The sequence below is a fragment of the Centipeda periodontii DSM 2778 genome (assembly GCF_000213975.1).
Taxonomy (GTDB): Bacteria; Bacillota; Negativicutes; order Selenomonadales; family Selenomonadaceae; genus Centipeda; species Centipeda periodontii.
The window spans coordinates 1-26,895 of record NZ_GL892076.1; the positions used below are offsets into that span (position 1 = coordinate 1).

31 protein-coding genes are annotated in these 26,895 nt (G+C 56.7%); 6 read left to right on the forward strand and 25 right to left on the reverse strand.

Annotated elements, in window-relative coordinates; genetic code table 11:
- Nucleotides 1-70 precede the first annotated feature (70 nt).
- The 7 genes from HMPREF9081_RS00010 to serS all read right to left on the reverse strand — a co-directional run bounded on the left by HMPREF9081_RS00010 (nt 71) and on the right by serS (nt 6,286).
- Entirely contained in the window at nt 71-1,351 is a 1,281-nt protein-coding gene (locus tag HMPREF9081_RS00010; RefSeq protein WP_006304811.1) for an MlaD family protein, read from the reverse strand.
- Nucleotides 1,348-2,094, reverse strand: coding sequence for an ABC transporter ATP-binding protein (locus HMPREF9081_RS00015; protein WP_006304812.1), 747 nt, complete (start codon nt 2,092-2,094; stop codon nt 1,348-1,350). Before HMPREF9081_RS00015 ends, HMPREF9081_RS00010 begins: the two co-directional genes overlap by 4 nt.
- A gap of 180 nt (nt 2,095-2,274) precedes the next feature.
- Nucleotides 2,275-3,042 carry an MlaE family ABC transporter permease gene (locus HMPREF9081_RS00020; protein ID WP_006304814.1) on the reverse strand — a complete coding sequence of 256 codons (768 nt, stop codon included), beginning with the start codon at nt 3,040-3,042 and terminating at the stop codon, nt 2,275-2,277.
- Between the two features lie 107 nt (nt 3,043-3,149).
- Complete coding sequence (gene rnhA / locus HMPREF9081_RS00025; RefSeq protein ID WP_006304815.1) at nt 3,150-3,824, reverse strand: ribonuclease HI; 675 nt, start codon at nt 3,822-3,824, stop codon at nt 3,150-3,152.
- Nucleotides 3,825-3,834: 10 nt separating this feature from the next.
- Nucleotides 3,835-4,458 carry an acyloxyacyl hydrolase gene (locus tag HMPREF9081_RS00030; RefSeq protein ID WP_006304816.1) on the reverse strand — a complete coding sequence of 208 codons (624 nt, stop codon included), beginning with the start codon at nt 4,456-4,458 and terminating at the stop codon, nt 3,835-3,837.
- Nucleotides 4,459-4,463: 5 nt separating this feature from the next.
- Entirely contained in the window at nt 4,464-5,018 is a 555-nt protein-coding gene (locus HMPREF9081_RS00035; RefSeq protein WP_006304817.1) for a UbiX family flavin prenyltransferase, read from the reverse strand.
- Nucleotides 5,015-6,286: a serine--tRNA ligase gene (gene serS / locus HMPREF9081_RS00040; protein WP_006304818.1), complete on the reverse strand. Its 1,272-nt coding sequence runs from the start codon at nt 6,284-6,286 to the stop codon at nt 5,015-5,017. Before serS ends, HMPREF9081_RS00035 begins: the two co-directional genes overlap by 4 nt.
- 133 nt (nt 6,287-6,419) lie before the next feature.
- On the opposite strand from serS, the gene HMPREF9081_RS00045 reads away from it, so the two are divergent.
- Complete coding sequence (locus tag HMPREF9081_RS00045; protein WP_006304819.1) at nt 6,420-7,526, forward strand: A/G-specific adenine glycosylase; 1,107 nt, start codon at nt 6,420-6,422, stop codon at nt 7,524-7,526.
- A gap of 64 nt (nt 7,527-7,590) precedes the next feature.
- Here the strand turns inward: HMPREF9081_RS00045 and hutW are convergent, their stop codons facing one another.
- The 3 genes from hutW to HMPREF9081_RS00060 all read right to left on the reverse strand — a co-directional run bounded on the left by hutW (nt 7,591) and on the right by HMPREF9081_RS00060 (nt 10,876).
- Nucleotides 7,591-9,249 carry a heme anaerobic degradation radical SAM methyltransferase ChuW/HutW gene (hutW, locus tag HMPREF9081_RS00050; RefSeq protein WP_006304820.1) on the reverse strand — a complete coding sequence of 553 codons (1,659 nt, stop codon included), beginning with the start codon at nt 9,247-9,249 and terminating at the stop codon, nt 7,591-7,593.
- Entirely contained in the window at nt 9,246-9,746 is a 501-nt protein-coding gene (locus HMPREF9081_RS00055; protein ID WP_006304821.1) for a flavodoxin family protein, read from the reverse strand. The genes hutW and HMPREF9081_RS00055 overlap by 4 nt, the downstream gene beginning before the upstream one ends.
- A gap of 359 nt (nt 9,747-10,105) precedes the next feature.
- Nucleotides 10,106-10,876 (reverse strand): DUF134 domain-containing protein, encoded by a 771-nt coding sequence (locus HMPREF9081_RS00060; RefSeq protein WP_006304822.1) that lies wholly within the window; start codon nt 10,874-10,876, stop codon nt 10,106-10,108.
- Nucleotides 10,877-11,010: 134 nt separating this feature from the next.
- Between HMPREF9081_RS00060 and HMPREF9081_RS00065 the strand changes: the two genes are divergently transcribed.
- Together HMPREF9081_RS00065 and HMPREF9081_RS00070 are read left to right on the forward strand one after the other, a co-directional pair.
- The gene (locus HMPREF9081_RS00065; protein WP_040394120.1) at nt 11,011-11,241 is read left to right on the forward strand and encodes a hypothetical protein; all 231 of its coding nucleotides are present in this window, start codon (nt 11,011-11,013) and stop codon (nt 11,239-11,241) included.
- Nucleotides 11,242-11,370: 129 nt separating this feature from the next.
- The gene (locus HMPREF9081_RS00070; protein WP_006304824.1) at nt 11,371-11,742 is read left to right on the forward strand and encodes a cupin domain-containing protein; all 372 of its coding nucleotides are present in this window, start codon (nt 11,371-11,373) and stop codon (nt 11,740-11,742) included.
- A gap of 65 nt (nt 11,743-11,807) precedes the next feature.
- Here HMPREF9081_RS00070 and HMPREF9081_RS00075 read toward each other — a convergent pair whose 3' ends face one another.
- Nucleotides 11,808-12,068 (reverse strand): type II toxin-antitoxin system RelE family toxin, encoded by a 261-nt coding sequence (locus tag HMPREF9081_RS00075; protein WP_006304825.1) that lies wholly within the window; start codon nt 12,066-12,068, stop codon nt 11,808-11,810.
- Nucleotides 12,037-12,291, reverse strand: coding sequence for a type II toxin-antitoxin system RelB family antitoxin (gene relB, locus HMPREF9081_RS00080; RefSeq protein ID WP_040394123.1), 255 nt, complete (start codon nt 12,289-12,291; stop codon nt 12,037-12,039). Before relB ends, HMPREF9081_RS00075 begins: the two co-directional genes overlap by 32 nt.
- Nucleotides 12,292-12,420: 129 nt before the next feature.
- Here relB and HMPREF9081_RS00085 point away from each other — a divergent pair, with 129 nt between their 5' ends.
- Nucleotides 12,421-13,155, forward strand: a complete 735-nt coding sequence (locus HMPREF9081_RS00085; protein WP_006304827.1) for a hypothetical protein — start codon at nt 12,421-12,423, stop codon at nt 13,153-13,155.
- Between the two features lie 78 nt (nt 13,156-13,233).
- On the opposite strand, the gene HMPREF9081_RS00090 is transcribed toward HMPREF9081_RS00085, so the two are convergent.
- The 5 genes from HMPREF9081_RS00090 to HMPREF9081_RS00110 form a co-directional block, all read right to left on the reverse strand.
- Nucleotides 13,234-13,998, reverse strand: coding sequence for an amino acid ABC transporter ATP-binding protein (locus HMPREF9081_RS00090; protein WP_006304828.1), 765 nt, complete (start codon nt 13,996-13,998; stop codon nt 13,234-13,236).
- A 10-nt stretch (nt 13,999-14,008) separates the two neighbouring features.
- Nucleotides 14,009-14,713 (reverse strand): amino acid ABC transporter permease, encoded by a 705-nt coding sequence (locus HMPREF9081_RS00095; protein WP_006304829.1) that lies wholly within the window; start codon nt 14,711-14,713, stop codon nt 14,009-14,011.
- The gene (locus HMPREF9081_RS00100; protein ID WP_006304830.1) at nt 14,697-15,458 is read right to left on the reverse strand and encodes an amino acid ABC transporter permease; all 762 of its coding nucleotides are present in this window, start codon (nt 15,456-15,458) and stop codon (nt 14,697-14,699) included. Before HMPREF9081_RS00100 ends, HMPREF9081_RS00095 begins: the two co-directional genes overlap by 17 nt.
- A gap of 190 nt (nt 15,459-15,648) precedes the next feature.
- A complete protein-coding gene (locus HMPREF9081_RS00105) occupies nt 15,649-16,509 on the reverse strand; it encodes a transporter substrate-binding domain-containing protein (RefSeq protein WP_006304831.1) in 861 nt (286 codons plus the stop codon).
- A gap of 12 nt (nt 16,510-16,521) precedes the next feature.
- On the reverse strand, nt 16,522-17,529 hold the full coding sequence (locus HMPREF9081_RS00110) for a uroporphyrinogen decarboxylase family protein (RefSeq protein ID WP_006304832.1): 1,008 nt from the start codon (nt 17,527-17,529) through the stop codon (nt 16,522-16,524).
- Between the two features lie 551 nt (nt 17,530-18,080).
- Here HMPREF9081_RS00110 and HMPREF9081_RS00115 point away from each other — a divergent pair.
- Nucleotides 18,081-19,235: a trans-sulfuration enzyme family protein gene (locus HMPREF9081_RS00115; protein ID WP_006304833.1), complete on the forward strand. Its 1,155-nt coding sequence runs from the start codon at nt 18,081-18,083 to the stop codon at nt 19,233-19,235.
- Nucleotides 19,236-19,240: 5 nt separating this feature from the next.
- On the forward strand, nt 19,241-20,410 hold the full coding sequence (locus HMPREF9081_RS00120; protein WP_006304834.1) for a MalY/PatB family protein: 1,170 nt from the start codon (nt 19,241-19,243) through the stop codon (nt 20,408-20,410).
- Between the two features lie 68 nt (nt 20,411-20,478).
- On the opposite strand, the gene HMPREF9081_RS00125 is transcribed toward HMPREF9081_RS00120, so the two are convergent.
- From HMPREF9081_RS00125 to HMPREF9081_RS00160, 8 genes are all read right to left on the reverse strand, one after another.
- The gene (locus HMPREF9081_RS00125; protein ID WP_006304835.1) at nt 20,479-20,928 is read right to left on the reverse strand and encodes a type II toxin-antitoxin system MqsA family antitoxin; all 450 of its coding nucleotides are present in this window, start codon (nt 20,926-20,928) and stop codon (nt 20,479-20,481) included.
- 211 nt (nt 20,929-21,139) lie between these two features.
- Nucleotides 21,140-22,075, reverse strand: coding sequence for a cysteine synthase A (gene cysK / locus HMPREF9081_RS00130; protein WP_040394125.1), 936 nt, complete (start codon nt 22,073-22,075; stop codon nt 21,140-21,142).
- Nucleotides 22,076-22,422: 347 nt separating this feature from the next.
- Nucleotides 22,423-22,935, reverse strand: coding sequence for a hypothetical protein (locus tag HMPREF9081_RS00135; protein WP_006304837.1), 513 nt, complete (start codon nt 22,933-22,935; stop codon nt 22,423-22,425).
- Between the two features lie 286 nt (nt 22,936-23,221).
- A complete protein-coding gene (locus HMPREF9081_RS00140) occupies nt 23,222-23,941 on the reverse strand; it encodes a KDGP aldolase (RefSeq protein ID WP_006304838.1) in 720 nt (239 codons plus the stop codon).
- 1 nt (nt 23,942) lies between these two features.
- Nucleotides 23,943-25,058, reverse strand: a complete 1,116-nt coding sequence (locus HMPREF9081_RS00145) for a DgaE family pyridoxal phosphate-dependent ammonia lyase (RefSeq protein ID WP_006304839.1) — start codon at nt 25,056-25,058, stop codon at nt 23,943-23,945.
- Between the two features lie 15 nt (nt 25,059-25,073).
- Entirely contained in the window at nt 25,074-25,742 is a 669-nt protein-coding gene (locus tag HMPREF9081_RS00150; RefSeq protein WP_280956271.1) for a DUF4310 family protein, read from the reverse strand.
- Nucleotides 25,743-25,747: 5 nt separating this feature from the next.
- The gene (locus tag HMPREF9081_RS00155; RefSeq protein ID WP_006304841.1) at nt 25,748-26,530 is read right to left on the reverse strand and encodes a DUF4311 domain-containing protein; all 783 of its coding nucleotides are present in this window, start codon (nt 26,528-26,530) and stop codon (nt 25,748-25,750) included.
- A 15-nt stretch (nt 26,531-26,545) separates the two neighbouring features.
- Nucleotides 26,546-26,884, reverse strand: coding sequence for a DUF4312 family protein (locus tag HMPREF9081_RS00160; protein ID WP_040394127.1), 339 nt, complete (start codon nt 26,882-26,884; stop codon nt 26,546-26,548).
- Nucleotides 26,885-26,895 lie beyond the last annotated feature (11 nt).

Consider the following 26,895-nt stretch of genomic DNA (forward strand, 5'->3'; position numbering starts at 1 on the left):
GCGGGGGAAGTGGCGAGCGTAGCGAGCCGATAGGGGCGTTCGTGCAACAGCCCCGTTTGTGTTGCTAAAATCAAAACTCCTGCCGCACGCCCGTATAAAACGCACGGTGCCGGCGGTCATTCACGTCGTTCCACTCACCGAAGAGGTAGGCGCCGCCCTTCAGCTGGTACTGGGCGCGCAGGCGCAGTGTGACGTCGTTTGGGTCGTAGGCGTCGGCGGAGAACTTGAACTTCTCCCCCGCGTAGGCGTCAACACCGATGCCCGCCGCGCCCGCAACAACACCCGCGCGCGCGCCAAAGGAGGTGCTGCGGGTGCCGACCTGCGCATTGAACTTGTCCCCGCCGCCGATATCGTCCACGCCGAATGTCGCGTACATTCCCTGCTTCTCCCCCACATCGAGGTTGAAGTTCGTGCGCCAGTCGTCTGCCTTGCCGCTGTACATCGCGTCCACCTTCGGTGTCACCTTGATGTTCTGCAGACGCCCCATGAGTCCGCCCGCCTTGTCCGTCATCGTGCGTGCGTTATGGATGAGGGCACGCGCATCCTCCTGCGTCTGCTTATCAGCTGCAACTGCCTCGATGCCCTCGGCAATGCGCAGGATGCGCTCGGAGGACTCAGTGATGTTCGCGAGGGTCTTTCGGAGATTCTCTGCGGTCTGCGGGTCGGCACCGACGGTCTCAAGGTTCGCCAGGATGCGCTCGACGCTCGCCGTGGTCTGTGCAAGATTCGCCGACATCGCGTTCATATTTGCGAGCATGGCATGCAGGTCGCCACGGTTCTCGTTCGCCATCTGCTCAAGCGTCGCCGTCAGCCCGTCGAGATGTGCCGTCATCTGCTCCATATTGACGACGAGCTGCACCATCGAGGTCTGGAAGCCGGGTGCGCCGACGATGTTGTTGATGGATGTGAGCATCGCCTCGACCTGAATGATCATCTTGTTCAGTTCGGTGAACATGGTGTCCATGCCCATCTCATCCGTGCCGTAGAGGTAGTCACCGTTTGCGTAAAAGTCCGTATGGGCAGACGGCGTGATGATGACGAATTTATCCCCCATAATGCCGGGCTGTCCGATGGTAATGGACGAGCCGCGCGGGATCTTTACCCCATCCTGTATACGCATGGAGACGGTGACCCCCGTTCCGTCGTTCACGATCTCCTCCACCTGCCCGACGGGAACGCCCGAGAGGAGCACCTGCGCCTCAGGATTCAGCCCAACGGCACGCCCGAAGCCTGCATAGAGCATATAGTCCTGCCCGCCGCCAAGGCGCAGCCCGCCAAAGAACATAATCACGGCGATGAGGAGTGCGACTCCCCCGAGCGTAAACGCCCCAACCTTTGCCTCAGCACTCATGCTCCTGCCTCCCTTCGATGGTGCAGCGTACGGAAAAACGCCTGAACACGCTCATCTTTGATATCCTGAAAACGCTCCGCCGTATCTACGGCGATGAGCTCCCCGTCGTAGATCATCGCGATGCGGTCGGAAATCCGGCTCGCACTCGCCATGTCATGTGTGACGACGACGGAAGTCACGTCGAGTTTCCGCTGCATGTCGATGATGAGCTCGTCGATCTTCGCCGTCATGATGGGATCGAGTCCTGAACTTGGCTCGTCGTAGAAAATGATCTCGGGATCCGTGGCGATCGCACGCGCGAGTCCCACGCGCTTCTTCATACCGCCCGAGAGTTCCTGCGGCATGAGCGATGCCGCATCCGGAAGCCCGACGAGCTCCAGCTTCTCGGCGACAATGCGCGCAATCTCATTGTTACTTTTATCTGTATGCTCGCGCAGACCAAAGGCGACGTTCTCCCCGACGCTCATCGAGTCAAAGAGGGCCGAGTACTGGAAGACCATGCCCATGCGCAGGCGCACGCGGTCGAGTGCGTTCTCGTTCATCGCCGTGATGTTGTCACCGCCAATGTAGATCTCGCCGGACGTGGGGCGATCAAGCCCGATCATGAGTCGCAAAAGAGTGGATTTGCCCGAGCCGGAGCCGCCAATGATGGCAATGGTCTCCCCTTTGTTGATCGTCAGGCTGATCCCTTTGAGTGCCTCCTTGTCACCGAAGCGCTTTTTGACATTGTTCAGTCGTATCATAGCGTCCTCCTAGCCCTAGGGAAGCACTGATAAATTCAGCACCATCATCTTGGCGCATCTTTTTTGCCCGCTTTTCGTCGGCAAATCCTCCACAGAGCACCACTCTGCGTCCGGTTTGCCTCCTCAACCGGACGAAAAAATCTACGCCAATCTGACGGACTTCATTTTATCAGCGATTCCCTAAAACAGGAAGAACGTCAGCACAGCGTTCAGGATGAAAATGACGATGATGGAGGTGACAACGGTCTGCATGGTCGCCTTGCCGACGCCCTCCGCGCCGCTCGGCGCATTCAGTCCGTAGTGACAGCCGAGAACGGCAATGACGTTGCCGAAGAAGATTGCCTTGATGAGTCCGCCCGTCATGTCGTAGATCTCCGCGAACTGCGTGATGGAGTGCGTGAAGGTATAGGGTGAGATGCCCGAGTAGTGCACCGCCGTGAGGTAGCCGCCAAGAACGCCGATCACGTCGCCGAAGACGGTAAGAATCGGCACGACGACCATGCATGCGAGCATGCGCGGCACGATGAGATAGTTCACGGGACTGACCGCCATGACGCGCAGGGCATCGATCTGTTCCGTGACCTTCATGGTGGAGACCTCCGCCGTGATCGCCGCGCCCACGCGCCCCGCGCAGACGACGCCGACAAGGACGGGGCCGAGCTCACGTCCGATGCCGATGGCGATGACCGCACCGATGGTGCTCTGCGCGCCGTAGCGGATGAACTCGTGGGCGATCTGGAGTGTCAGAACAATTCCCGTGAAAAGGAGGGTCAACCCGACGATGAGGAGAGAGTCCGCGCCGAGATGCGCCATCTGGTAGACGATGCTCCGCACGCGCAGACGCTGTATGACCTGACGCGCAGTTTCCCCGTAGAGGAGAGTGATGCGGCCGATGTTCGCGAGGTGCGTGAGGACAAGGCGCCCCACCGCCTCAAAGATGCGCTGCATGGATTCCCTCCTCTCGTGACGATAATAGAAACGTATTCGTGCGGAAGTTCCCGCCCCTTCCACCACGCTGTGCGTGGTCCTCCTTCCCCGCTGCGGCGGGGAAGGCTTTAGTATGCGAGTTTCTCCGCCTCTGCGCGCGCCAGCTCGTCGCAGCGCTCGTTGCGTGGGTTGCCCGCGTGCCCCTTGACCCAGTGGAACTGCACGCGGCGTGCGGCAAACGCCGCATCGAGCTTCATCCAGAGATCCTGATTCAGCACGGGCTGCCCGTCCGCCTTTTTCCAGCCGCGTTTTTTCCATGCAGGCAGCCAGAACTTTGTGAACGCATTCTTTAGATACTGACTGTCCGTATAGAGTGCAATGTGCGCGCCCTCCGGCACGGCAGTGATCGCCTCGAGTGCCGCCGTCAGTTCCATGCGGTTGTTCGTCGTTTTGGGATCGCCGCCGCTGTATTCTGCGACCTCTCCCGTTGCGACGGTCTCGATGACGGCAGCCCATCCGCCTGCACCGCCCGGATTGCACAGACAGGAACCATCCGTGTGGACGATATAGTCCGCGTCGACGCGTTCTGCCGACTCATCAATTTCCTTCGCAGAGCGCGCAGCCCCGCTCTTTGCAGAGTCTTCCGACAGTCCCCCGTCCAGCCAGTCACGTGCCTCGGTTTCCGTCATAAAACCCTTGTAGACCGCGCCTTGAAAGCCCTGCACCTGCGTCGAACACTCCGCCCACACGGTAAAGATGCCCGTTCTGCGCCCGCGCTTCACAGCGTAAAATTTCTTTGCCACAAATATATCCTTAGTACGAGTACCGATAGCCAATCGAGAAGCCCACCCCGTTGTACCCGGGGTTCTTCGTCCGCTGCCCGTTTGACACATGATGTCCGAGATAGGCGACGCTGAGCGCGTTCCGCTCATTGAAGTTGTACGTCACGCGAGGTCCCACGCGCCACAGGAAGCCGTAGTTTCTCGTATGAGCCGGGTGTACTCGATTGTAGACGAGAACCGCCCCCGTAAAGTCAAAGGACGCCTCCCACTTCGAACCGAGCGGCTTGGTCCAGCGTATCATGTACGCAGGTCCCGCACCGACCGCAGAGGAATCGAGCTCGACATCCGGCCGATCCTTCTCCGCCCATGAACCGACCGGACGCGAGACCGTCAGCCCCCAGTGCAGCGACATCCCGTGCATTGCCTTGTATTGGCGAAAAACATGCAGATTATAGAGATCGACATGCCGTCGTTCGCCGCGATGCTCCAGATAGTCCATCTGGATCTCTGCTTTCTTGTCCTTTTTCTCTGCCGTGCCCATATGCATCTCGGTCACGTTTGCAGCCGTATCTGTGGACGCTGCCTCCGTCACAGAGGGCAGCACAAGCGCACCGACAAGAGCAAATGCGGCAAGTCCTGCTTTTGAAAAGACCATATCTGTCACCTCCAACGTGTAAAGAGCTCCGCCTCAATGCCGAGGCGGTCGAGTATCTTTCCCACCATCATATTGACGAGATCATCCAGTGTTTCGGGTTTATGATAAAATCCCGGCGCGGCGGGCATGATGACCGCCCCCGCGCGTGCGAGCCGCATGAGATTCTCGAGATGAATCTCGTGCATTGGGGTTTCGCGCGGCACGAGAAGAAGCCGCCGTCCCTCCTTGAGCGTCACATCCGCCGCGCGCGTGAGGAGATCGTCTGTCACACCGTGCGCGATTGCGCCCGCCGTCTTCATCGAGCACGGCAAGATCACCATCGCATCCATGCGAAACGAACCGCTCGCGATCGCCGCACCCACGTCATCGTTCGGATAGAGAACATCGACGCGCCGCGCCAGCTCCTCCGTCGTTACGCCGCACTCGTAGTCGAGTACGCACCGTCCGCTGTCAGTTATGACAGCGTGCACCTCAATGCCCTGCTCACGCAGTACGTCAACGAGTCGGACGGCATAGATGCTTCCGCTTGCTCCCGTAATGCCGACGACAATCTTTTTCATCGGATAACCGTGACGCCGCCCATGTAGGGAACGAGAGCCTTCGGCACGACGACAGAGCCGTCTGCCTGCTGATTGTTCTCGAGGATTGCTGCCACTGTGCGTCCAACAGCAACACCCGAGCCATTCAGCGTGTGGAGGAATGCGGGCTTCGCCCCGCGTTCCGGACGATACTTGATGTTTGCGCGGCGCGCCTGATAGTCTGTGCAGTTCGAACAGGACGAAATCTCGCGGTATTTGTCCTGCGCCGGCATCCAAACCTCGATGTCATATGTCTTTGCCGAGGTAAAGCTCATGTCACCCGTGCAGAGCTGTACGACGCGGTACGGAAGTTCAAGGGTTTTCAACACATCCTCCGCCGCCTCCACCATCGTCTCAAGCTCATTCCAACTCGTTTCGGGCGCAACGAATTTGATCAGCTCCACCTTGTTGAACTGATGCTGACGGATGAGCCCGCGCGTGTCGCGCCCTGCGCTGCCCGCCTCCGCGCGGAAGCACGCCGTATAGGACGTGAAGTACTCCGGCAGCTGCTCCGCATCCAGGATCTCGTCGCGATGATAGTTCGTTGTCGGCACCTCCGCCGTCGGCACGAGGTAGTAGTCGAGGCCCTCAAGTTTGAACATATCCTCCGCGAACTTCGGCAACTGCCCCGTTCCGATCATGCTTGCTTCATTCACAATGTAGGGCGCGAGCATCTCCGTATAGCCGTGCTTCTGCGCGTGGAGATCCATCATGAAGTTGATGCAGGCACGCTCAAGGCGTGCGCCGAGCCCCTTGTAGAATGTAAAACGCGCGCCCGTGACCTTTGCCGCACGCTCCGCATCGAGCACGCCGAGTTTTTCCCCGATGTCCCAATGCGCCTGCGGCTCGAAGTCGAATGTGCGCGGCGTACCCCAGCGGCGCACCTCCGGATTCTCCGTGTCATCCACGCCGATCGGCACATCCGCCTTCGGCATGTTCGGGATCTGGAGCAGCAGCTCGCGCAGCCGCAGCTCCACATCACGCAGATCCTCGTCGAGCGCCGCGATCTCATCGCCGAGCGCACGCATCTCCGCAACCACATCGTCCGCGCTCTCGCCCGCCTTCTTGCGCACGCCGATCTCCTTCGAGACCGCATTGCGGCGCGCCTTCTTCTCCTCCACGTCCTGTAGAATCGCGCGGCGGCGCTCCTCAAGTTCCGTGAACGACGAGAGATCGAGCGCGTTACAGCGATGTTTCAGCATCTCCTGCACCTGAGGCAGATTCTCGCGCACAAATTTCATATCCAACATCAAAATCACTCCATATAAAGAATTTGTTATCTGCTATCATAGTACAAAGCCCGCACTTTGTAAAGGAAAGACCGTTTCTTCATCCCCCTTTCACAGAACCATAGTAAAATCTCGGGAAAAGGAGAGCATTCCAATGAAAATTTTACCGTGGGCGGGGGACTCCATCTTCCCCGCCCTGTGCGAAACGCTGCTCGCATGGCGCAAATCCGCACCCGACACGCGCGACCTTCCGTGGCGTGACGAACCGACGCCGTATCACGTCTGGATCTCGGAGATCATGTTGCAGCAGACACGCGCTGCCGTCGTACGAGGCTACTATCTGCGCTTCCTCGATGCGTTGCCAACCGTCCGTGACCTCGCCGCCGTGGACGACGACGCCCTCATGAAGCTGTGGCAAGGGCTCGGCTACTACAGCCGCGCACGCAACCTCAAACGCGCGGCACAGGCAATCGTCACGGATCACGGCGGCGAACTTCCAAGCGACTTCGACGCACTGCTCGCCCTCCCCGGCATCGGGCGCTATACAGCAAGCGCGATCGCGTCCTTTGCCTACGGTGAGCCGCGTCCCGCTGTCGATGGCAACTTCCTGCGCGTCGCTGCACGCGTCACGGCAAACGGCATTGATATCGCAAAGGACACGACGAAGCGCGCACTCGAGTCGGCGCTCGCCCCCTCCTATCCGGGCGGCCGCGATGCGGGACTCCTCAACGAGGCGTTTATGGATCTCGGCGCGACCGTTTGCCTACCGAACGGCACGCCGCTCTGCCGCGTCTGCCCCGCCGCGCGGCTCTGCCTCGCACATGAGTACGGCACAGAGCAGGACTATCCCGTCAAGACCGCGCTCAAGGCACGCCGCAAGGAGCAGCACACCGTCCTCCTCCTCTCCTGCGGCGATCGGATCGCGATACGAAAAAGACCCGCGCGGGGACTCCTCGCGGATCTCTGGGAATATCCGAACATCGAAGGAAAGCTGACCAAACGCACTGTGCGTGCGCATCTCGAAGCAGAAGGATTCCACATTCTCGACATCACACCGCTCCCGCCCACACGGCATATCTTCAGCCACATCGAATGGAATTTGGCAGGCTGGGCGGTCAGCGTCGCCAACACGAACGAGCCGCCGCTGATGGTAGCCGAAGAGATTGAGGGAGCACCGCCCACCCTGCTCTGGGTACGTCGTGCAGAACTCACGGAGCGGTACAGCATACCTACCGCGTTCGGATATTTTACACCCCAATAACATACCGCATAAGAACACCCCATTCGGATATCGGTATCCGAATGGGGTGTTTATCTATAATATATTACACAGCTTTTCCAAGGTCACGCGACTGTGTGCGCATGACAGTGTTGAGATCGGGGGTGGAGGTTGCCGCGGCAGCAGCCTTTTCCTTCTCCCGTTCCTTAGCAATGAGATCCTTCAGCATCTGCATATGCGGATGGTTCTCGAGCTCGGGCGTAGGTTTGCCCGAGAGCGCGGTCGCCATCTGCGGAGGCATCCCGTCGGGGAACATCGCCTCGAGCATGGAGCGCACGGATTTTGGAATCATATCCTGAAGGGCGACGTTCTCCTTGCGGAGCTTCACCTCGTCCTTCTGTGTGAGCGCATACGCCTCAAGGAAGCCCTGAATGAGATTGTCGTGCCAGAACTCGCCCGCAAGCGTCAGACGGAAGCCCGTAGCAGTGCGCGTAACAAGCCCGTTCTCCGCCCATGCGGCAAGAAGCGGCTCCAGTTCCGTGAGAAGATCGACGCCATACTTCTTCTCAAAGAAGGGCGCATAGAGATAGCCGTGCTCGATCTGGTCGCCGATCTCACTGTGCATACGGTGTTCATCTGCCTGCTCGCCCATGAACTGAAAGGGCTTTGTGCCCTCCTCGACCATTTTCTCATATGGTGCGAGTGCGCCGTGGTTGCGCCACATCACCTCTCCGATGAAGCCGCCCGCACCCGAGCCGAAGGCAAGGATATCGTTGCCGCGCTTGGCGAGTGTATTGTAGATGCTGCGCTCGCGGTGATCCGTTGTCCAATGCGTTGTGTCAATGCGACGTGCCATCGGATTCTCCGCGACGATCTCAAGACCGCGTTTGAAATACTCTGCCTGCTCCTCCGTCGTCGGAAGCATGGGCAGATCGCCGGACTCGATGCGGCGTGCCAGCTCGCTCGACGGGAACACATTCAGCTGATAGAGGTCGCCGCCCGCAATGCCGATCTCGAACTGCGTGCGCACGTCGTTTTCCCAGACCTCCATGGACTGATACGGCAGCCCGTAGATGAGGTCGGCGATGACGACAGCGCCCTGCTTTTCGACCATGCGGCGCAGCGTATTGATAACAGTCTCGCGGTCGTCAATGCGGCCGATTGCCTGACGGACGCGCGTGTCAAAGGACTGCACGCCGAGGGAGAAACGGTTGATGCCCGCATTCAGCGCGGCGTCCACCTTGCTCTCAGAGAGATCGTGAATGCGTCCCTCGAGCGTGATCTCGCAGTCGCTTGTGAGCGGCAAACGCTCACGCACGGTGCGCACGAGACGCGAGAGATCTGCGTCACTCAGCGCCGTTGGCGTGCCGCCGCCGAAGAACACCGCCTGAAATGGCGCGCCCATCACATACGGCGTATCTGCCGCCGCCTCGATCTCGTCAATGAGGACATCGACGTAGTGATGTGCCGCCTCCTCGCGCGTGAAGTTCTGGAAGAAACCGCAGTAGCTGCATTTCTTGTCGCAGAAGGGGATGTGGATGTAGACCGCACGCTCATCTGCGGGGTCGGGCGTCGCATTCATCAGCTCCGTCCAGACAGCCGCCTGCTCCGCCTTGTCCGCAATCATGCGCTTGCCGCCCGCGCCGGGATGCACCACGCGCTTCTTCGCAAAAGCACAGCCGAGCGGGTTCTCCGACTTCGTGCCGAGCAACCAACCGCGCGCCTCCTCCGAGAGTGCCGCGAGCTTTGTTTCAAACGTATTCATGCGAGTGCCTCCTTTGCCGCTGCAATAACCTGTGCAAAATCGCCTTCATCCGGGTGGCTTGCCGCTGCCTCGTACCGTGCTGCATTCTCCTCCGTAAAGGCGTGTACGTTGTCCTTCGGCATACTCTTGAACATCTCGATCAACATCGGGTCGATCGCGCCCTGCACGAGAATCGCGCCCAGAATCTCATTCGACGGATCAAAGAGTGCGCGGATGTTTGCGATACACTTCGCGCAGTGCTCCGAGTCCGGCTCTGCCCCGAGCGTGCCGTAGATGAACACGCGCCGTCCGCGCAGGCTCTCGATGTACTTCTTTGCCGAAGCATCCGCTGTGCCGCGGTCAATCCATGTGCCGATGCAGAGGTCAGCGTTCTCAGGCACCGCCGCAGTATCCTTTACGCTGTGGCAGGAGGCGCCGAGCGCCTCCGCCAGATGCTCCGCAACCTTCTGCGTGTTCCCCGTACGCGAGGAGTAGATGACAGCAATATCGTTCTTCATAAAAATACACTCCTATATATCAACGTGAATATCATGTTTCCTCAATTCATGTATATAATATAACAGGTCTTTTGAAAAATCAAGTGTTTTTTACAAAAATCATAAATAATAATTATGAACTAAATTCATATTTGTTGGATCGTATACGTAACTTATAAACATCTATATTCGTTCTCAAGTATATTCTCATTTATATCAGCATATTGAGAATATCCCCATTCATCTTTTCTTCAGATTATCCATTTTCAATATTTTTATACTCAATTACGATATAATTCATTATTTCATACATAAAATAGTTTTTGGTTATGATGTTTTGCATCAAAAAACACCGCCGAAGCGGTGCTTTCTATCATGTATCAACGTGCGCCGTGCCCGTGATGACCACAGTGCTCCCCGTGCTCATGATGTGCTCCATGTCCGCAGCCGTGTCCGTGCTCATGTCCATGCCCGTGCTGGTGTTGGTGGCGATGCGTGCACTTGCCCTCATCTGCGCTGCGCTCAAGCGTCCCCGCGAGGTACTGCTTCACGGATTCATCCGCGTTCCCCTTCACGCCGGACACGAGCGTAATGCCTGCCTCGGCGAGTGCCGTCTGCGCTCCCGCGCCAATTCCGCCACAGATGACAAGATTGACCTGCGCCGTGTGGAGAAATCCCGCAATCGCACCATGCCCCTCGCCGACCGTATCCACGATCTCCTCTGACAGTTCTTCGCCGACATCGTAGAATTTGAACTGCTTTGCTCTGCCGAAATGCTGCTCAATCATCTCATTTTCATAAGGTACTGCGATTCTCATAATATGCTCTCCTTTATCTTGAATCTCGAGGGCTGTCGGATACTCGATCCGATATGCACCGCCCGCAATGCGGATGCGCTTCCCACAGATGATTGCCTCCGCGAGTTTGTAGCGCGCCGCCTCGTAGATGCTCGTCACCGTCGCGCGGGACACCCCCATCGCGGCGGCACATTCCTCCTGCGTCTGCCGCCGGTAGTCGATCCGTCGAATCGTCTCGAGCTCATCCAGCTGGAGAACAACCGTCTCCGCTATCTCTTCCTCCGCATCCTCCGGCGCAAAGCTCCAATAATCCGGATAACCGCAAATACGACGGCATCTCTTCGGTCTTGGCATAGCCCCTCCATTTCTGTCATATGATAGTTATTATGTTAGCACGGTTTTTTTCATATGTCAAATATTATTTCTCACAGCTTGACAGATATGATAGAATAAAGGTAAGAAGTGTATTGTAGTTGGGAGGAATTGTTATGAAAAAGATGATTGCAGGGCTCTTTGCGGGACTCATCCTCGCCACCGGCGCACAGGTACTCGCCTATGGCTGCGAAGGCGGGGTATGCGAACTGCCGCAGCGTCAGAACACGTCGTACTGCTACGGCAACGACGCGGGGTATTGCTACGACGGCGACCGCACACCCGCGGCACGTAACGAACGCACTTATCAGGGACGTGGCGGCTGTGGCTGCTATCGCGGACGCTAAACGAATGAAAAGATGGGGCTGATCGGGTTTTCCGGTCAGTCCCATCTTTTATTGTGAAGGATATTGGAACGAAACATAGAATTATAAATAACAGAGAACATTTCAACATTTTCAAAAGGAGTCTCCATCATGAGTACATCGATTACAAACGACTTTGAGACGCGCCGCTATCGGCTTACCGACGTGGCAAGGGCGGGCGACGCGGCGACGCGCACGCCGGTCTACAGCACGGAGTCAACGAGCGGTGTGGTCTGGGTACTAAAGCCGGGACAGGAAATCAAGCCGCACGGTCATGCAAAGGCGGACGACATCTGGATTTGCATTCAGGGTGAAGGCGTATTTTACCCCGCCCCCGGCGAGGAGCGTCCCATCGCTAAGGGCGACGTCATCGTCTCAGCGAAGGGCATGTGCCACGGCATGAAGAACACGGGCACGGAGGACTTCATCTTCGTCGGCATCCTTGCGCCCGTTCCGGCAGATTATTTCCCCATTGAGGGGTAACCTGTTCTCTTATTCTACGCACAAGTGGAGGTAATGTATAACGCATACCATCGCTCTACATGCTGTTAGTATATTTCCCGCCGATGCCCGATGGCAAGTGCAAGGATGACAAGGCGATCGTCCTCGATGGCACAGATCAGGCGATAGTCGCCGATGCGGTAACGCCACTGCCCCTTTCGGTTCGCCGTGAGTGCCTTGCCAAATGCACGCGGATTCTCGCAGTGGATAAGATTTTTCGTAATCCAACCACGAAGGATACGTTGCGTATACCGATCCAACTTCTTAAAATCCCGATCAAATGCGGCCGTTGTCTGTACTTCGTACATCTTCAAGATCTAGTTCCTTCCACAATTCCTCAATCGGCTTTGCCTGCTTGCCGTCTTTTAGATACTCCGCATACGCCTCCTCGGCGAGTGCAATATCGTACTCATCCTCGATTTTTTCAAAGAGTGCCCGCTTGAATGCCTCGCCGAGGGAGATCGCGTGCAGCTTCGCATAGCTCTCCGCGAGCGCTTTCTCTGCGTCTGTCAGTCGAATCGAAAAACTCATTGTCATCCCTCCTTTTTGATTACAATGTACTACACGCAATTCACTTTGTCAAATTCTATTTAAGATAAACACTCCTCCCCCGATATTACTATTAGAAGGAATTGTATCCCACGGATTGGAGATGGTACTATGCGTATCGGAGAGAATGCAGGCAAGCTCCCCTTCCTGCATGGGGACAGCTCTGCTGCGGAAAAATCGTCCGAGCAGAAAAAAAGCGCGGTGACGGATATCCTGAACCGCGCGGTCGAGGTCTACATCAGCGCGAAGGGGAAATCCCTGAGTGAAAGCGCCGATATGGAGGAGGATCTGACGCCCGCCGAGATGGCGCTTGCCGCAAACGAAAAAGAGATTGCGGACAAGAAGGCGAAGAAAGCGCAAGCGGCGGAGATCGAGAAGCGCATTCAGACGGATGCCGAACTCACGGACGAGGACAAGGCAAAGCTGCAGAAGCAAGCAGACGAACTGAAACGCGCGGGCATGACCGACGAGGACAAGCTGAGCGAGCTGCATGGCAAGGTGGATGCACTCGAAAAGCTCGTAAAGGACGGATTTGCAATCGCTCAGGAAATAGAAGAACCGGTAAAACTCTACAATGGACAAATCAACCAGCTGAAATCTACAATGGCGGCAAAGGACGAGCACATCCGAAAGCTGCGCGGACAGGCACTGCAGGAGCGTGCCGACCGCGATGCGGAGATCACAAAGGCGCAGGAGAAGGAACGCGCAGCGCTTGCGGCAGTGCAGCCGGATGATATGACCGCACTTGCCGCCCTCCGCGAGTACCAAAAGACCGCCGCTGCAAAGAAACACGCAGATCGGGGTACGGTCGTTGTACCGACGAATAAGAATACAAGCGATACATAACGCCACAATGCACAAACGGCGGCAGCCCATGAGGTTCAACCTCACGGACTGCCGCCTTAATTTATGTTATATCACCGCTCAGATCAGTGCTGCCGGCTCGTACTCCTCGGGGAGAATGCGGCGGAGGAAGCGGCGCGTGCGCTCCTCGCGCGGCGCGGTGAAGATCTCCTTCGCACTGCCCTCCTCGACGATAACGCCGTCCGACATAAAGACGACGTGGGTCGCGACCTCCTGCGCGAACTTCATCTCGTGGGTCACGACGATCATGGTCGTCCCCTCCTCGGCGAGCTGCTTCATGACCTGCAATACCTCGCCGACCAGCTCGGGGTCGAGCGCGGAGGTCGGTTCATCAAAGAGGATGACATCGGGCTTCGCCGCAATGGCGCGCGCAATGCCGACACGCTGTTGCTGTCCGCCCGAGAGCTGTGCGGGGTAGTAGTCCACACGCGCCTCCATACCGACCTTCCGCAATGCCTCCATCGCGATCTCGCGCGCCTCGTCCTTTGCGATGCCGCGCCCGACGGTCAGCCCGAGCGTCACATTCTCGAGCGCGGTCTTGTTCGCAAAGAGGTTGTAGTTCTGAAAGACGAATGCGGTCTTTTTCCGCACGTCTGCAATCTCGCGGTCGCTCGCCTCCGCAAGGGAGATCTGTGCGCCGTAAAAGTCCATCGTGCCGCCATCGGCGCGCTCAAGGAAGTTGAGGCAGCGCAGGAAGGTGGTCTTGCCCGAACCGCTCGGGCCTAGGATAACGACGACATCCCCCTTTTCAACGGAGAGTGAGACATCCTTCAGCACCTCGGTGTGCTCGAAACTCTTGCTTACATTTTTTACTTCCAGTAACATGCTCCACCTCCTAGATGCTGCGGAATGCCCCGACGCGCCGCTCAGCTGCCGCAAACAGCAGCTGAACAATGGTGCAGAGCACGAGATAGACGACGAACACGTCGAGATACGCCTCGATGTAGTTGTAGCCGTAGGATGCGGCGATCTTGCCGACCGCCATGATGTCCTTGACCGTCATGAGGAACGCGAGCGACGTGCTCTTGATGAGGTTGACCGTGATGTTCGCGATGCTCGGCAGTGCGACGACGAGCGCCTGCGGGAGGATGACGTGTACATATGTCTGAAATGCACTCATCCCGCTCGCAAGCCCCGCCTCAAGCTGCCCCTTCGGGATCGCGAGCAGCGCCGAGCGAAATGCCTCCGTGAGCAGTGCAATCGTATTGATCGTAAAGATAAAGACGGCGTAGTAAAAGGGATCAACCGCCTCGAATATGTTGATGCCAAGCCCCAGATCCCGCACGATTTCGTTGAGGATGCTCGGCAGGAGGCTGTAGAGCAGGAGAATCTGCAAAATCAGCGGCGTACCGCGCACGAATGACACGTAAAGACGTGCAATTGTCCCGCCCACGCGATGTCCACGCACGCGCAGGACAGCGAAGTAGAACGCCACAGGCGCGGCGAGCAGGAGGGAGAGCGCCGTAAGAGCGAGCGTTACGCCCGCACCCTGCCACACGAGCAGAAAGGTTTCCTGCATGAACTCAAGATCCAGTTCCAACGGCGTCCCCTCCTTTCAGCGTCAGGCTCTTTGTGGTATTGACGCGCAGGCTTGTCCCCACATCGAGACGTTTTTCGACAAGGGCAAAGCCCTGCTCAAGCAGGAGCACGAGCACCCAGTAGATGAGCATGGCGGCGAAATAGATCTCGATGGCGTATGCGCCGTAGTTCTGCGCAATCACCAGTGTCCCCCGTCCGATCATATCGACAAGCCCGATGGTATAGGCGAGCGAACCTTCCTTGAGCAGATTGATCGTCGAATTGCCGAAGTTCGGCAATGCAATGATCGCTGCCTGCGGGAGCATGATATGCACAAATGCCTGAAACGGCGTCAGTCCCGCACTCACCGCCGCCTCGTACTGCCCGCGCGGCACTGCCTTGTACGCCGCGCGGAACACCTCCGAGATGTACGCGCCGAAAAGCAGTGTGAACGTAATGATCGCGAAGACGGCGCGATGTAGGTCGTTCATATCATACCGAAACACCGCCTCCATGAGCTTTGGCAGACCATAGAATACAATGAATAGCAGAACGATCGACGGCGTACAGCGCATGATGTACACATAGATAGTTGCAGCACCGTGCAAAACGGCATTCCCGCCGAGCCTCGCCCATGCAAGCAGCAGACCGAGGGCGGATCCGAATCCGACTCCGCCGGCGGCGACAAGCAGCGTGACATCCAGATAGGACAACAGATCCGGCAGGAACTGTACGATCATCGCGGCATCAAAAGCCCGTGTTTCCATCCTGCGTTCACCTCAATTCATGTGTTTAGGAATCGCTGATAAAATGAAGTCCGTCAGATTGGCGTAGATTTTTTCGTCCGAACAAGGAGGCAAACCGGACGCATAGCCAGAGCTATGTGGAGGATTTGCCGACACAGTACGGGCAAAAAAGATGCGTCAAGATGGCGTGGCTGAATTTATCAGTGCTTCCTTACTTCAAATAGTCCGAAAGGCTCTCACCGAAATACTTCAACTCCAACTCCGCAATTTTCCCCTCGGTGCGCAGTTCCTCAATCGCTTTGTCATACTCGTCGGCGAATTTCTGCTCATTGCGGTTGAAGATCGGATAGGTCTCGATGCCCTTGTAACGGATGTATGAAAGCTTGTCATCAAACTGGTGGTACGCCGCATCCTCTTTTACAATATTGTTCTTGTAGCTCAGCTCGACCTCAAGATAGGCATCATAGCGTCCCTCCATGACCCAACTGTAGGCATCCGCGTTCTGGAAGTTCTCGGAGGAGACCAGCTTGATCGGGTTGTCCGGATGCTCCTTGTTGAAATTCTCAATGACCATGTAGCGCGCATCCTGCGGTGCAATCGGAACGAGTTTGCCGCTGAACTTCGCAAAGGACGGCAGATCCTTGATCTCATTCGCCGTATCCTTGCGGATGACAAGACCGATCACACTCGCACCGATGTTGTTCTTCGGGAACACATACTTCTTCTTGCGTGCCTCCGTGATCCAGATTCCTTTTGTACCCACATTATACTTGCCGGACTCGACACCGATCAGAAGATCATCGTTCGATGTCGGTACAAACTTGAATTCATACTGCGGCAGCTTCTTTGCCACCTCCTTCATCACCGCGACCTCGAAGCCGTCCGATTCCCCCTGCTCGTTCACGTAGTCATAGGGCACATAGTAGTTCGTGTGCGCAACCGTGATGATCTTCTTGCCATCCGCGGACTTCGCGCCGTCCGCACTATCCTTGCCGCAGCCGACAAGCCCTGCCGCGAGTACCGCTGCGAAAAATCCTGTCAGTGCCGCCTTGCCGATTTTCTTGAAATTCATATCGCTCTCTCCTTATCCCTCGCGGGCTGCGCCGCGTACCCAGTCAAATCGCTTCCGGTCAATATCACGCGGGACCGTGCAGTCCGCGCCGAGAATGACGCCCGTGCGTCCTGCCGCCGCGAGGATGCGCCGCGTCTCCGCCTCCACCTCCGCGCGCGTGCCGCGATAGAGAATGTCCGTCGGCAGATTGCCGAAGCCGCCGAGCAACGCGTGCTGCGGGAAAATCCTGCGTCCCTCCTCGAGCGGTACCCCCTCGACCACCGCCGCCCAGTTGATCGTCTTGGCGTCATAGTCCTTGTACCAGTCGAGTTCGTTGCGGTGTCCCGCATAGCCGCAGATGTGGAGGATGTTGTAGGAGCTTGCCGCATTCGCGACGCGCAGAATCTCCTTCTCGCCCGGCGCGAACACCTCCTCATAGAGCGCGCGGTCCGCGCCCTCGCCGACGAGGTTCTGCAGGCTGAAGTAGATGCCCGTCACGCCCGCCTCCGTGATGATGCGATGCGCAAGCCTCGCCAGATCCGCAGAGATCACAGCAAACGCCTGCTTTACCGCTTCTTTATCCTCACGCACAAGCCCTGCGAGGAACGCCTCATCCTCGGCGAGCGTGCCCGGCTGCATGAATTTGATCGTCGTGCCCGCGCAGAAGATATTGTAGAATGTCGCGATGTCGCTGCCGTAACGCTTCGTGATTTCCTTTGCATAGGCGACCTGTCGCTCAAAAAACGGATGATCGTCGGGGAGCGGCTGTACCTTCGCGAGCTCTGCCGCCGTGCGCGCCTTCTGCACAATGGGATTCGGATAGGAGAAGAAGCCGTCCGTCATGATCTTGACGAAGTCGGGCTGTGCCTCCTCGATGTAGCGAATCTCGCCGTCGAGTACCTTCTTCTCGAGTTCCGGATGCGTGTAGGCATCCGCATGGATCTCATCGTCGAGGAAGTGGAACCAAAAGCCCGCAGGCACGCGCTCCACTGCTTTACGGTCCATCGCATTCAGTACCAGTTCTTTGTTTGATATTGCCATATTGTCCCCTTCTTTCCATTCGGAAGATATAATGTTGTTTGCATATATGTTTTTCTAAACTCGTGTGCACATCATACACGTAAATAACATCGTTGTCAAGTATGTTTTATATATTTTCTTGTTGACAGGAAATAGAGAACATGCTTATAATGAGAAAAACGCAAAGCAGCCATACAATACTCCTAAGCGAACCCTAGTGAAGCAAGCGGGGAAAGTGCACGTTCTGCCCCCTGCGGATTTCTTTCGTTCAAGCGCAGCGCGTTTAAGGGAAGCACTGATAAATTCAGCCACGCCATCTTGACGCATCTTTTTTGCCCGCACTTCGTCGGCAAATCCTCCACATAGCTTTGGCTATGCGTCCGGTTTGCCTCCTTGTTCGGACGAAAAAATCTACGCCAATCTGACGGACTTCATTTTATCAGCGATTCCTAAGAAGTCCGCAGGTATTTAGGCAGATAAGTGCACGACCGTTTGCGTAACGAGGTGTTCGCGTGGAGTTTGTATGGCGTGACATTGGTATCGAATTATGGGTTTGAGGGAGGACATATTTTATGAAGGATTTCTCTGCCGAGGTACATGGCTGTCACACATATGATGCGACGGGCGCACTCACGACCCCTGTCTATCTGTCCGCGACATTCCGCCATCCCGCATTCCGTCAGAGCACGGGCTACGACTACGGGCGCGTTGCGAACCCCACGCGCACGGCGCTCGAGCAGACAATTGCCCTGCTTGAGGGCGGCGGGCGTGCATGGGCGCTCTCCTCGGGCATGGCGGCGATCAACCTCGTCTTTGCACTCTGCAAGCCCGGCGATCATGTGCTGCTGCCCGAGGATCTCTACGGCGGCACCGTACGTCTTGCGAATGATATCTATCGCCGTTACGGCATTGCGTTCGAGTACATCGATCAGCGCGACACGGCACTCGTCCGTGCAAAGATGCGGAAGGAAACAAGGATCGTATTCATCGAAACACCGTCAAATCCGATGATGTTCATCACCGACATCCGCGCTCTCGCAGAGATCGCCCACGAATACGGCGCGCTGCTCGTTGCGGACAACACCTTTCTCTCGCCACATTTCCAAAAGCCGCTCGCACTCGGCGCGGACATCGTCGTCGAGAGCGGCACAAAGTATCTCTGCGGCCACAACGATGTGATCTGCGGCTTCCTTGCCGTGCAGGATGCAGACTCCGACCTTGCGAAGGAGATCGAACTACTCGTCAAATCCGAGGGACCGAACCTCTCCCCGATGGATGCGTGGCTCATGCTGCGCAGTCTCAAGACGCTCGGCGTGCGCGTCGAGCGTCAGGCAGAGAGTGCGCTCGTCATCGCAGAGTGGCTGCGCACACTCCCCGATGTCACGGAGGTCTACTATGCGGGGCTTCCCGATCATCCGCAGTATGCACTGCAGAAAAGTCAGAGCACGGGCTCCGGCGGCATGATCTCGTTCAAGGTGAAAACAGCTGAGATCGCGCAGAACGTCCTCGCTCATCTGAGGCTCATCGCCTTTGCCGAGAGCCTCGGCGGCGTTGAAAGTCTGCTGACCTATCCCATCGTACAGACGCATGCCGAGATGCCGCAGGACCTCATCAAACGCACGGGACTCGATGACCGCCTCCTCCGCCTCTCTGTCGGACTCGAGAACGTGGAGGATCTGAAGGAGGATTTGGAGCAAGCGCTCAAGAAAGCCACTCAGGAAGGATAATAAATATGCACATCAATTTTGACGAAATCATCGACCGCCGCAACACCTCCTGTCTGAAATACGACTTCGCCGCCGAGCGCGGCTACCCAAAGGACATCCTGCCGTTCTGGGTCGCGGACATGGACTTCCGCGCCCCCGTTCCCGTCATTGACGCACTGAAGACACGCGCCGATCACGGCATCTTCGGCTATACACAGATCAAAGACGACTACTTTAACGTCCTTCAGAACTGGTTCCGCACACGGCACGATTGGGAGATCGAGCGGAGCGATCTCGTCATCACGCCTGGCGTCGTCTTTGCTGTCGCAACAGCCATCCGCGCTTTTACAAGGCACGGTGATGCGGTGCTCATTCAGCAGCCCGTCTACTACCCCTTTGCGAATATGATTCGACAGAATGAGCGCGTGATCGTTGACAATCCCCTGCATCTCATCGAAGGGCGCTATATGATCGACTTCGAGGACTTCGAGGAGAAGATCGTCGAACACGGCGTCAAACTCTTCATCCTGTGCAGCCCGCACAACCCCGTCGGGCGCGTCTGGACGCGTGCAGAGCTCGAGCAGATCGCCGCCATCTGCCTGCGTCACGACGTCATCGTCGTTGCAGACGAGATTCACGAGGAGTTCGTGCGCCCCGGCTTCCGTCACATCCCGTTCGCCTCGCTTTCAGAGGAGGCAGCGGCGATCACCGTCACCTGCACCTCACCGAGCAAGACATTCAACCTTGCGGGACTGCAGATCTCCAACATCTTCATCTGTGATAAAGATCTGCGCCGCCGCTTCAAGGAGGAACTCAGCCGCACCGGCTATGACGAACCGAATACGCTCGGACTTGCCGGTGCAAAGGCGGCATACGAACACGGCACAGAGTGGCTCACGCAGCTACTCGCCTACATCGAGGAGAATCACGCACGTACCAAGAGTTTCCTCACTGCACATCTGCCGAAGGTACAGATCATCGCCCCCGAAGGAACCTATCTCCTCTGGCTCGACTTCCGCGCCTACGGACTCTCGGACGAAGCGCTCAACGAAAAGATCATCCATGAGGCTCATCTCTGGCTCGACGACGGCCCCATCTTCGGTGCGGGCGGCAGCGGCTTCCAGCGCATCAACATCGCCTGCCCGTGGTCAACACTCGAAATGGGACTGAAAAACCTCGCGCAGGCATTCAACTGAATACGCGCACATAAAACGAGGCACGACAGCATTTTCGCCGTCGTGCCTCGTTTGCGTTTGTGATCCGATTACGTGTTAGGGATTTTTTCCAACTCTTTGCGCCGTGCGCGCGGGGTTTCAAGCCCCTGCGGGTATTCCTGCAAGATCAGCAGGAGATTTGCCATCGTCCGGCTTGGCAGGACCTCCCCCGACTCATACTTCTGAAACGCGCGTGCCCCACCGCCGAGGATCGTGCCCGCCTGCTCCTGCGTCAGTCGGAATTTCTTCCGAATGGAGCGGATTTCTGTGGGGAGCGGAAGTCCTTCCACGCGTGCCTTCAACGTATTCAAGGCTTGATCTGAATACTTCTTATCCTCCTGAGAATGTTCACTCGTTTCTCCATCTGCCGAATACCAACCGGGCATATCTACGGTGATACTCTCTCCACGGTAACTCAGTGTCATGGGTCTGACATCACGATGCAGTTCTTCGCCCGTCTCACAACTGGTAATAATTTCCTCGACCTCTCTCATTTTCATAACATCATCTCCTATAAATTGTTGTAAATGTCATTACTTTTCCTTGAACGATAACAGTGTAAACTCCTTGAACCGTTCCAAATCATGACTTGGTTTGAACTTTTCCACGTAGTACATCATCCTTCATCTTCGTAACTTTACACCATAATGATGTAAAAAACAAGACCTCCCCGATTGGAGAGATCCTGCGATATCACTGATACTGCGTTATTTACTTATCCTGAAACAGATCCGTGGAGAGGTAGCGATCGCCGCCGTCGGGGAGCAGGACGACGATCGTCTTGCCCGCAAAATCCGGACGGCGCGCAAGCTCTGATGCTGCAGCCAGCGCGGCGCCGGAGGAGATGCCGACAAGCGCGCCCTCGCGGCGTGCAAACTCTCTGCCGTAGGCAAAGGCATCCTCATTCTTCACCTGAATGATTTCGTCATAGACTTTCGTATCGAGAGTTGCAGGGATAAAGCCCGCACCGATCCCCTGAATCTTGTGCGGTCCCGGCTTGCCGCCCGAGAGCACGGGGGAATCGGTCGGCTCAACAGCAACGACATGAATGGAGGAATTCTTGCTCTTGAGGTAGCGCCCGACGCCGGACACCGTTCCGCCTGTGCCGACACCGGCGACAAACGCATCGACATTCCCGTCCGTATCTTCCCAAATCTCTGGTCCCGTCGTATGCTCGTGCACTGCCGGATTCGCCGGATTCTCGAACTGCGAGGGGATGAACGAATTCGGAATCTCCTTCTGCAGCTGTTCGGCACGTGCGATCGCACCCTTCATGCCCTGCGATCCGTCCGTCAGCACAATCTCAGCACCGTATGCCTTGAGCAGGTTGCGGCGCTCTACGCTCATCGTCTCCGGCATTGTGAGGATGGCATGATAGCCGCGTGCCGCCGCAACGGCTGCAATCCCGATCCCCGTATTGCCGCTCGTCGGCTCGATCAGTGTCGCGCCCGGCGCGATCTTTCCTTCCTTTTCTGCCTGCTCAATCATCGCGATCGCAATGCGATCCTTTATCGAGCCCGCAGGATTGAAATACTCGAGCTTCACCACAATATTTGCCGAAAGATCGTGTGCCTTTGCAAAATTCTTCGCTGCAAGCAGCGGCGTATGCCCGATCAGCTCCGTCACCGACTGATAAACGTTTGCCATAATCCATTCTCCTTTGATCATCATTTTATAAAAGTAAACATATCGAAAAAGTATGTTTGTATATTACTCTATTTTTTTCATTCTGTCAAGACCAAAAAGGAAAAAGCAGAAGCCATTACAACTTCTGCTTGGAAAGTCTCTGCTCTTGGGCGTCAACCAAGGTGGATTTCTTAGGAATCGCTGATAAAATGAAGTCCGTCAGATTGGTGTAGATTTTTTCGTCCGATTGAGGAGGCAAACCGGACGCAGAGTGGTGCTCTGTGGAGGATTTGCCGACGAAAAGCGGGCAAAAAAGATGCGTCAAGATGATGGCGCTGAATTTATCAGTGCTTCCCTTAGCTTCTATGCTATTGTTTCCTCTGCTCCAGCAGATCAAAAACATCATCCACATCCATCTCGAACATCTGACTGTCCGCATCGATCGGCGCGAAGTAATAGGCGACCTGCTCCGCGCCAAATTCCCGCTCCAGCTTTTCCCACTGCGATGCAGGGAAAACGACAAACGCAAGCGTATCACTGCCGAGCGAGCCCATATACCAGCGAATTGCATATGCGGGCGCGATGTATTCCTGCGCAGCCTTCAGTGTCGTATCCCTGTCCGCAGCATCTGCCGCATAGGGTATGACGCGCACCTCTCCATCCTTTTTCAGCAGGATATCAAAGCCGCGCTCCTCCTCTGCGTCCGTGCATTCGTAGTCAATCTGTGCATTCTCCGGCAGAACATCGTTCAAATAGGACAGAACACTCTCGTCCTCATCGCCCCAATCCACCCAGATCAGCGCATCACTCGCGTCAAATTCATCCCTCTGCGCAGCCGGGTCGGCAAGAAAATCATGCACGCTACGAAACAATTCGTCCATATAGAAAAACTCCTTCGACAGATAAGAGAAACATCTCGACCTATATTATACGGCTTCTCAAAGCGTAAGTCCATGGTTTTCAAAATCAGGCTCTTTGTCAAATGTTGTGGAGAAATATGATAGGAAGCACTGATAAAATAGACCTTACGATTGGCGTAGTTTTTTTCGTCCGATTGAGGAGGCAAATCGGACGCAGAGTGGTGCTCTGTGGAGGATTTGCAAGCGTTGTGCGGGTAAAAAAGATGCGCCAAGATGATGGTGCTGAATTTATCAGTGCTTCTCTAAATCAAAGGAGTCGATGCAGCCGATCGAGCGCATCCTTAACACGCTTCGGATCGGTCCGCCCCGTTTCCTTGTCGACAAACGCCGTGTAGATATGCGGGATGATAATTTCCGCACCATTCTCCAGGCAGGTCTTTACCACCGCTTCAACATTATCTCCGTTGATGCCGCCCGTCGGCTCGAACACGGTGACACCTGCGGCAACGGCAGCACGCACCATTGCGGCGACTTCATCGAGATGCTGATCGCCGCCGATCGGATAGAACTTCACCGAGGGGATGTCGATTTCCTTGAGCGCCGCTGCCGCCGCCGCGCAGCTGACATATTCATCGAATGCCGAGGTCTCGGGTCCTGTCAGGATGGAGACCTTTCCCGCCGTGCCACTCGGACGGATGACGGCATTGACCATTGAGTGCTCTGCACCGACAGCACGGAGCGCCGCAACGGTGTAGCCCGCCCCCGGATAGACTTGGTTGACATGCACGGGTTTTGTGCGCACCGCCGTCTCAGCCACGCGCCGCCACATCGCAGGATCCGCCGCACCGAGCCCGACGGATACGGGTACGCCCGCTTCCTGCATCTCATTGACATACGCGACGGCAGCGTCTACGGTCGGATAGGGCTTGACCATGACGCCGATGTAGACCTTGCCCTCTGCGGCATCGACAATTTCCTTCGCGTTCTTCACATCTGCCGCGAGGATATTCAGTTTGATTTCTGCCATGTTATTTTTTCTCCTTTGCCATACGGACGATCTCTTTCAATCGCTCCGCAATCGTCATCTCCTGCCCCGCAAGAAGCGGACGCGGATCAACGAAGATCTCTCCCTGCGCAAGTCGATAGTTGCGCGTGTGAATTGCAGGATTGCCGCGCTCGAGCTCCTTTGCGATCGACGTGGCGGAGATTCCCGTCACCGCCTCATCAATTACGAGCTTCGCACGGTAGATCTCACGTCCCGCCTCGTCCTGTGCAATGCTTCCGCGGATGCCCGCGACATCCTTCAGCGCCGCTAAAAGGGCATTCATGCGTGCCTTCTGCCCATCGCCGTCCGATGTGCGATCCGCATAACGACGCAGTGCCGTGAGGAGTCCGATGATGCTCTCCTTGCCGGTCTTCATGGGGCGTCCGATACCCTGATATTGTTTGCGGCACGCCTCAGCAAGTGAGGATGTTCCGCAGATGAATCCCGACGTCGGGCCCTCGAGCGCCTTGCCACCGCTGTAGATGACAAGATCGGCGCCCATCGCGATGTATTTATGCAGATCTTCCTCCGCCGCCGCATCGACAATGATCGGCAAATTATGTCGGTGGGCGATCTCGATCATCTCCGCTAGGGAAACCATGCCCTTCTGCACGGCATGATGCGATTGCACATAGAGGAGCGCCGCTGTCCGGTCGTTGATGGCGTTCTCAACATTCACCGGTGCGACGAGATTGGCGTAGCCGACCTCGACAGGGTGTCCGCCGCCGAGACGAATCATCTGCGTGATAGACGCACCGAAATTGACGGCATGTCCCTTTTGCAGGATGATCTCGTGTGGTAGCCCCGTGCTGTCCGGGAGGCGCTCGATGAGATCGACATTCGTGCCACTGATGACCGCCGCCACTGAGATTGCGATCCCGGCCGCAGCTCCGCACGTCGGGCATCCATCCTCTGCGCCCGTTGCACGCGCAATGGCGCGTCCCGCCGCCGGCAAAAGCTCCTCGATCTCCACATAGTCCATCGCTGCCTGTCCCATCGCCTCGGCAACGGCAGGCGCGACCGCACTCGCACCGAGCACGGTCATCTTGCCGCAGCCGTTGATGACCTGACGTGGTCCGTACTGTTCAAATATACTCATATCTCTGCCTCATATCTACTGCGAAATGATGGGGAAAAACGATCCGAACAGCATCGCACCGAGAATCGCACCACCCGCGATCGGTTTTTTCCACGCGTAAAAGATGGCAGCACCGATCGATGCACCAATTCCGACAGGGATGGATGCCGATACCGCTGCAATGACAATCAGGGGACCGAGATAGCGCCCGGAAGCGTTGCCCGCCCCCATCATGATATCCGCGCCAAAGGTCGAATTCCCCGCCGCCACGGTATAGCGGCGAATGAAGATGATGACGCCGCCAATGAGCGCACCGATGCCACCGCCCACGACAAGGGCAAGTGGGAAGGACTCAAGCGGTCCAATGAGCCCCATGCTGAGCAGAATGGCAGGAATCCCAATGCCGACCCCCGTCATGATGGATCCGCCAATATCCAGAATGCCGACGAGCGGACCTTCCAGAATACGCGCGAAGAGAAAGCTCGCACCGAACGCAGCAGCTGCACCATACCCCGCCCCCTCGATACCCGCCTGCAGCATTGCGACGATTGCGATCTCATTGAACGCACCGATGTGATGCACATAGTACATATGCGTCCCTGCGAACACGCCAGCCGCAAGACATGCTGTAAAGAGCGGGAAGAGCATTTCCGAAAACCAGATATTTTGTTTCTCCGCCGTCATTTCCATTTCCTCGCGATCCATATTCATCACACTCCTGCCTTAAATAGTGCGTGGAACGCCTTCCAGCTCTCCGGCACTTCGATGTAGAACTGTGTCATCATCTTGAGATCGAACTCGCGGAAGAAACCGCTGAGGACAAAGAGAGCGATGACCGCGACCACCAAGATCCGCGTGATATGATTCCATCCGCTGTCCTCGAGTCCCTGCCCGATGAGGATACCGAGCACAATACCCGGAACGGCATTGCCCATGACGAGATGCGACAGACCGCCGAGCACCGTCGCCCATACGCCCGTCCTGCGTCCCGCATCCAACGCCGCCATCCAGAACACAATCGGCATGACGAGGTTGATGAGCCAGTTCGCTGCCGGAACGAGCACCTTCGTCGCGATGAGCTGGAGCGCCTGCGGGATTGCAACCGCCGTCGAGTTCATGATGCCGACGACGAGCGCACCGACCACTGCCCCCGCCATCGCCATACGCGCGGGACTGTGCAATGTCTCCTCAATATTTCGATTGCGTGCAAGCAGCGATGCCGCCGCCCAGTTGGGGATGATGCGATGCGCCACGTCCTGTGTAAATGCGCCCGCTCCGACAATCGACGCCCACGAGTTGAACAAGAATCCAAGTCCGAAGGAAAAATGCGCGATCGGATCCCCCTCACAGGCATTGAGCTCTCCAAGGGTACGGAATGCTCCCATCCCCTGTGTCTGCGGTGCACGAAACATGCGTGCCGCACCTGCACCGACGGCAAAGCCGATCAGACCTCCGATCACGAGGGACTTTATCAAAATCTCAACAAAATCCATGAACCATACCTCCTTTTACCGCATCTCCAAAACATGACGTGCTACCGACAGTTTCTCCCGATCCTCGCGGTAGGGAATGCTGCCGGGCAGAACGCTGCACACGGAAACAGTGACCTGTGCGCGAATCGTATAGAGCTTTCGCTCGCGTGGAAACAAGATTCCCATAAACTTCTCTGTATAAATGCGAATCGAAGCATCCACGATTTTCATATCCCTCGGCTCGATCCGCAGAAGAATCTCACCACCCTGTACTTCAAGGCGCGGCTTGACCTGCCCGAGAATGTGCTGCAGTGCCTCTCGTTCCGTTTCCCCCTGTCCTTCCAGCAGCAGGGTTTCCTCCCGATGCGACAGCATTGTCATCGCCT

Excerpts from the sequence above, each read along its gene's own strand:
- HMPREF9081_RS00010 (WP_006304811.1), bottom strand. The coding sequence starts at position 1,351 with ATGAGTGCTGAGGCAAAGGTTGGGGCGTTTACGCTCGGGGGAGTCGCA.
- HMPREF9081_RS00015 (WP_006304812.1), bottom strand. The coding sequence starts at position 2,094 with ATGATACGACTGAACAATGTCAAAAAGCGCTTCGGTGACAAGGAGGCA.
- HMPREF9081_RS00020 (WP_006304814.1), bottom strand. The coding sequence starts at position 3,042 with ATGCAGCGCATCTTTGAGGCGGTGGGGCGCCTTGTCCTCACGCACCTC.
- HMPREF9081_RS00030 (WP_006304816.1), bottom strand. The coding sequence starts at position 4,458 with ATGGTCTTTTCAAAAGCAGGACTTGCCGCATTTGCTCTTGTCGGTGCG.
- HMPREF9081_RS00035 (WP_006304817.1), bottom strand. The coding sequence starts at position 5,018 with ATGAAAAAGATTGTCGTCGGCATTACGGGAGCAAGCGGAAGCATCTAT.
- serS (WP_006304818.1), bottom strand. The coding sequence starts at position 6,286 with ATGTTGGATATGAAATTTGTGCGCGAGAATCTGCCTCAGGTGCAGGAG.
- HMPREF9081_RS00045 (WP_006304819.1), top strand. The coding sequence starts at position 6,420 with ATGAAAATTTTACCGTGGGCGGGGGACTCCATCTTCCCCGCCCTGTGC.
- hutW (WP_006304820.1), bottom strand. The coding sequence starts at position 9,249 with ATGAATACGTTTGAAACAAAGCTCGCGGCACTCTCGGAGGAGGCGCGC.
- HMPREF9081_RS00055 (WP_006304821.1), bottom strand. The coding sequence starts at position 9,746 with ATGAAGAACGATATTGCTGTCATCTACTCCTCGCGTACGGGGAACACG.
- HMPREF9081_RS00060 (WP_006304822.1), bottom strand. The coding sequence starts at position 10,876 with ATGCCAAGACCGAAGAGATGCCGTCGTATTTGCGGTTATCCGGATTAT.
- HMPREF9081_RS00065 (WP_040394120.1), top strand. The coding sequence starts at position 11,011 with ATGAAAAAGATGATTGCAGGGCTCTTTGCGGGACTCATCCTCGCCACC.
- HMPREF9081_RS00070 (WP_006304824.1), top strand. The coding sequence starts at position 11,371 with ATGAGTACATCGATTACAAACGACTTTGAGACGCGCCGCTATCGGCTT.
- HMPREF9081_RS00075 (WP_006304825.1), bottom strand. The coding sequence starts at position 12,068 with ATGTACGAAGTACAGACAACGGCCGCATTTGATCGGGATTTTAAGAAG.
- relB (WP_040394123.1), bottom strand. The coding sequence starts at position 12,291 with ATGAGTTTTTCGATTCGACTGACAGACGCAGAGAAAGCGCTCGCGGAG.
- HMPREF9081_RS00085 (WP_006304827.1), top strand. The coding sequence starts at position 12,421 with ATGCGTATCGGAGAGAATGCAGGCAAGCTCCCCTTCCTGCATGGGGAC.
- HMPREF9081_RS00090 (WP_006304828.1), bottom strand. The coding sequence starts at position 13,998 with ATGTTACTGGAAGTAAAAAATGTAAGCAAGAGTTTCGAGCACACCGAG.
- HMPREF9081_RS00100 (WP_006304830.1), bottom strand. The coding sequence starts at position 15,458 with ATGGAAACACGGGCTTTTGATGCCGCGATGATCGTACAGTTCCTGCCG.
- HMPREF9081_RS00105 (WP_006304831.1), bottom strand. The coding sequence starts at position 16,509 with ATGAATTTCAAGAAAATCGGCAAGGCGGCACTGACAGGATTTTTCGCA.
- HMPREF9081_RS00110 (WP_006304832.1), bottom strand. The coding sequence starts at position 17,529 with ATGGCAATATCAAACAAAGAACTGGTACTGAATGCGATGGACCGTAAA.
- HMPREF9081_RS00115 (WP_006304833.1), top strand. The coding sequence starts at position 18,081 with ATGAAGGATTTCTCTGCCGAGGTACATGGCTGTCACACATATGATGCG.
- HMPREF9081_RS00120 (WP_006304834.1), top strand. The coding sequence starts at position 19,241 with ATGCACATCAATTTTGACGAAATCATCGACCGCCGCAACACCTCCTGT.
- HMPREF9081_RS00125 (WP_006304835.1), bottom strand. The coding sequence starts at position 20,928 with ATGAAAATGAGAGAGGTCGAGGAAATTATTACCAGTTGTGAGACGGGC.
- cysK (WP_040394125.1), bottom strand. The coding sequence starts at position 22,075 with ATGGCAAACGTTTATCAGTCGGTGACGGAGCTGATCGGGCATACGCCG.
- HMPREF9081_RS00135 (WP_006304837.1), bottom strand. The coding sequence starts at position 22,935 with ATGGACGAATTGTTTCGTAGCGTGCATGATTTTCTTGCCGACCCGGCT.
- HMPREF9081_RS00140 (WP_006304838.1), bottom strand. The coding sequence starts at position 23,941 with ATGGCAGAAATCAAACTGAATATCCTCGCGGCAGATGTGAAGAACGCG.
- HMPREF9081_RS00145 (WP_006304839.1), bottom strand. The coding sequence starts at position 25,058 with ATGAGTATATTTGAACAGTACGGACCACGTCAGGTCATCAACGGCTGC.
- HMPREF9081_RS00150 (WP_280956271.1), bottom strand. The coding sequence starts at position 25,742 with ATGGATCGCGAGGAAATGGAAATGACGGCGGAGAAACAAAATATCTGG.
- HMPREF9081_RS00155 (WP_006304841.1), bottom strand. The coding sequence starts at position 26,530 with ATGGATTTTGTTGAGATTTTGATAAAGTCCCTCGTGATCGGAGGTCTG.
- HMPREF9081_RS00160 (WP_040394127.1), bottom strand. The coding sequence starts at position 26,884 with ATGCTGTCGCATCGGGAGGAAACCCTGCTGCTGGAAGGACAGGGGGAA.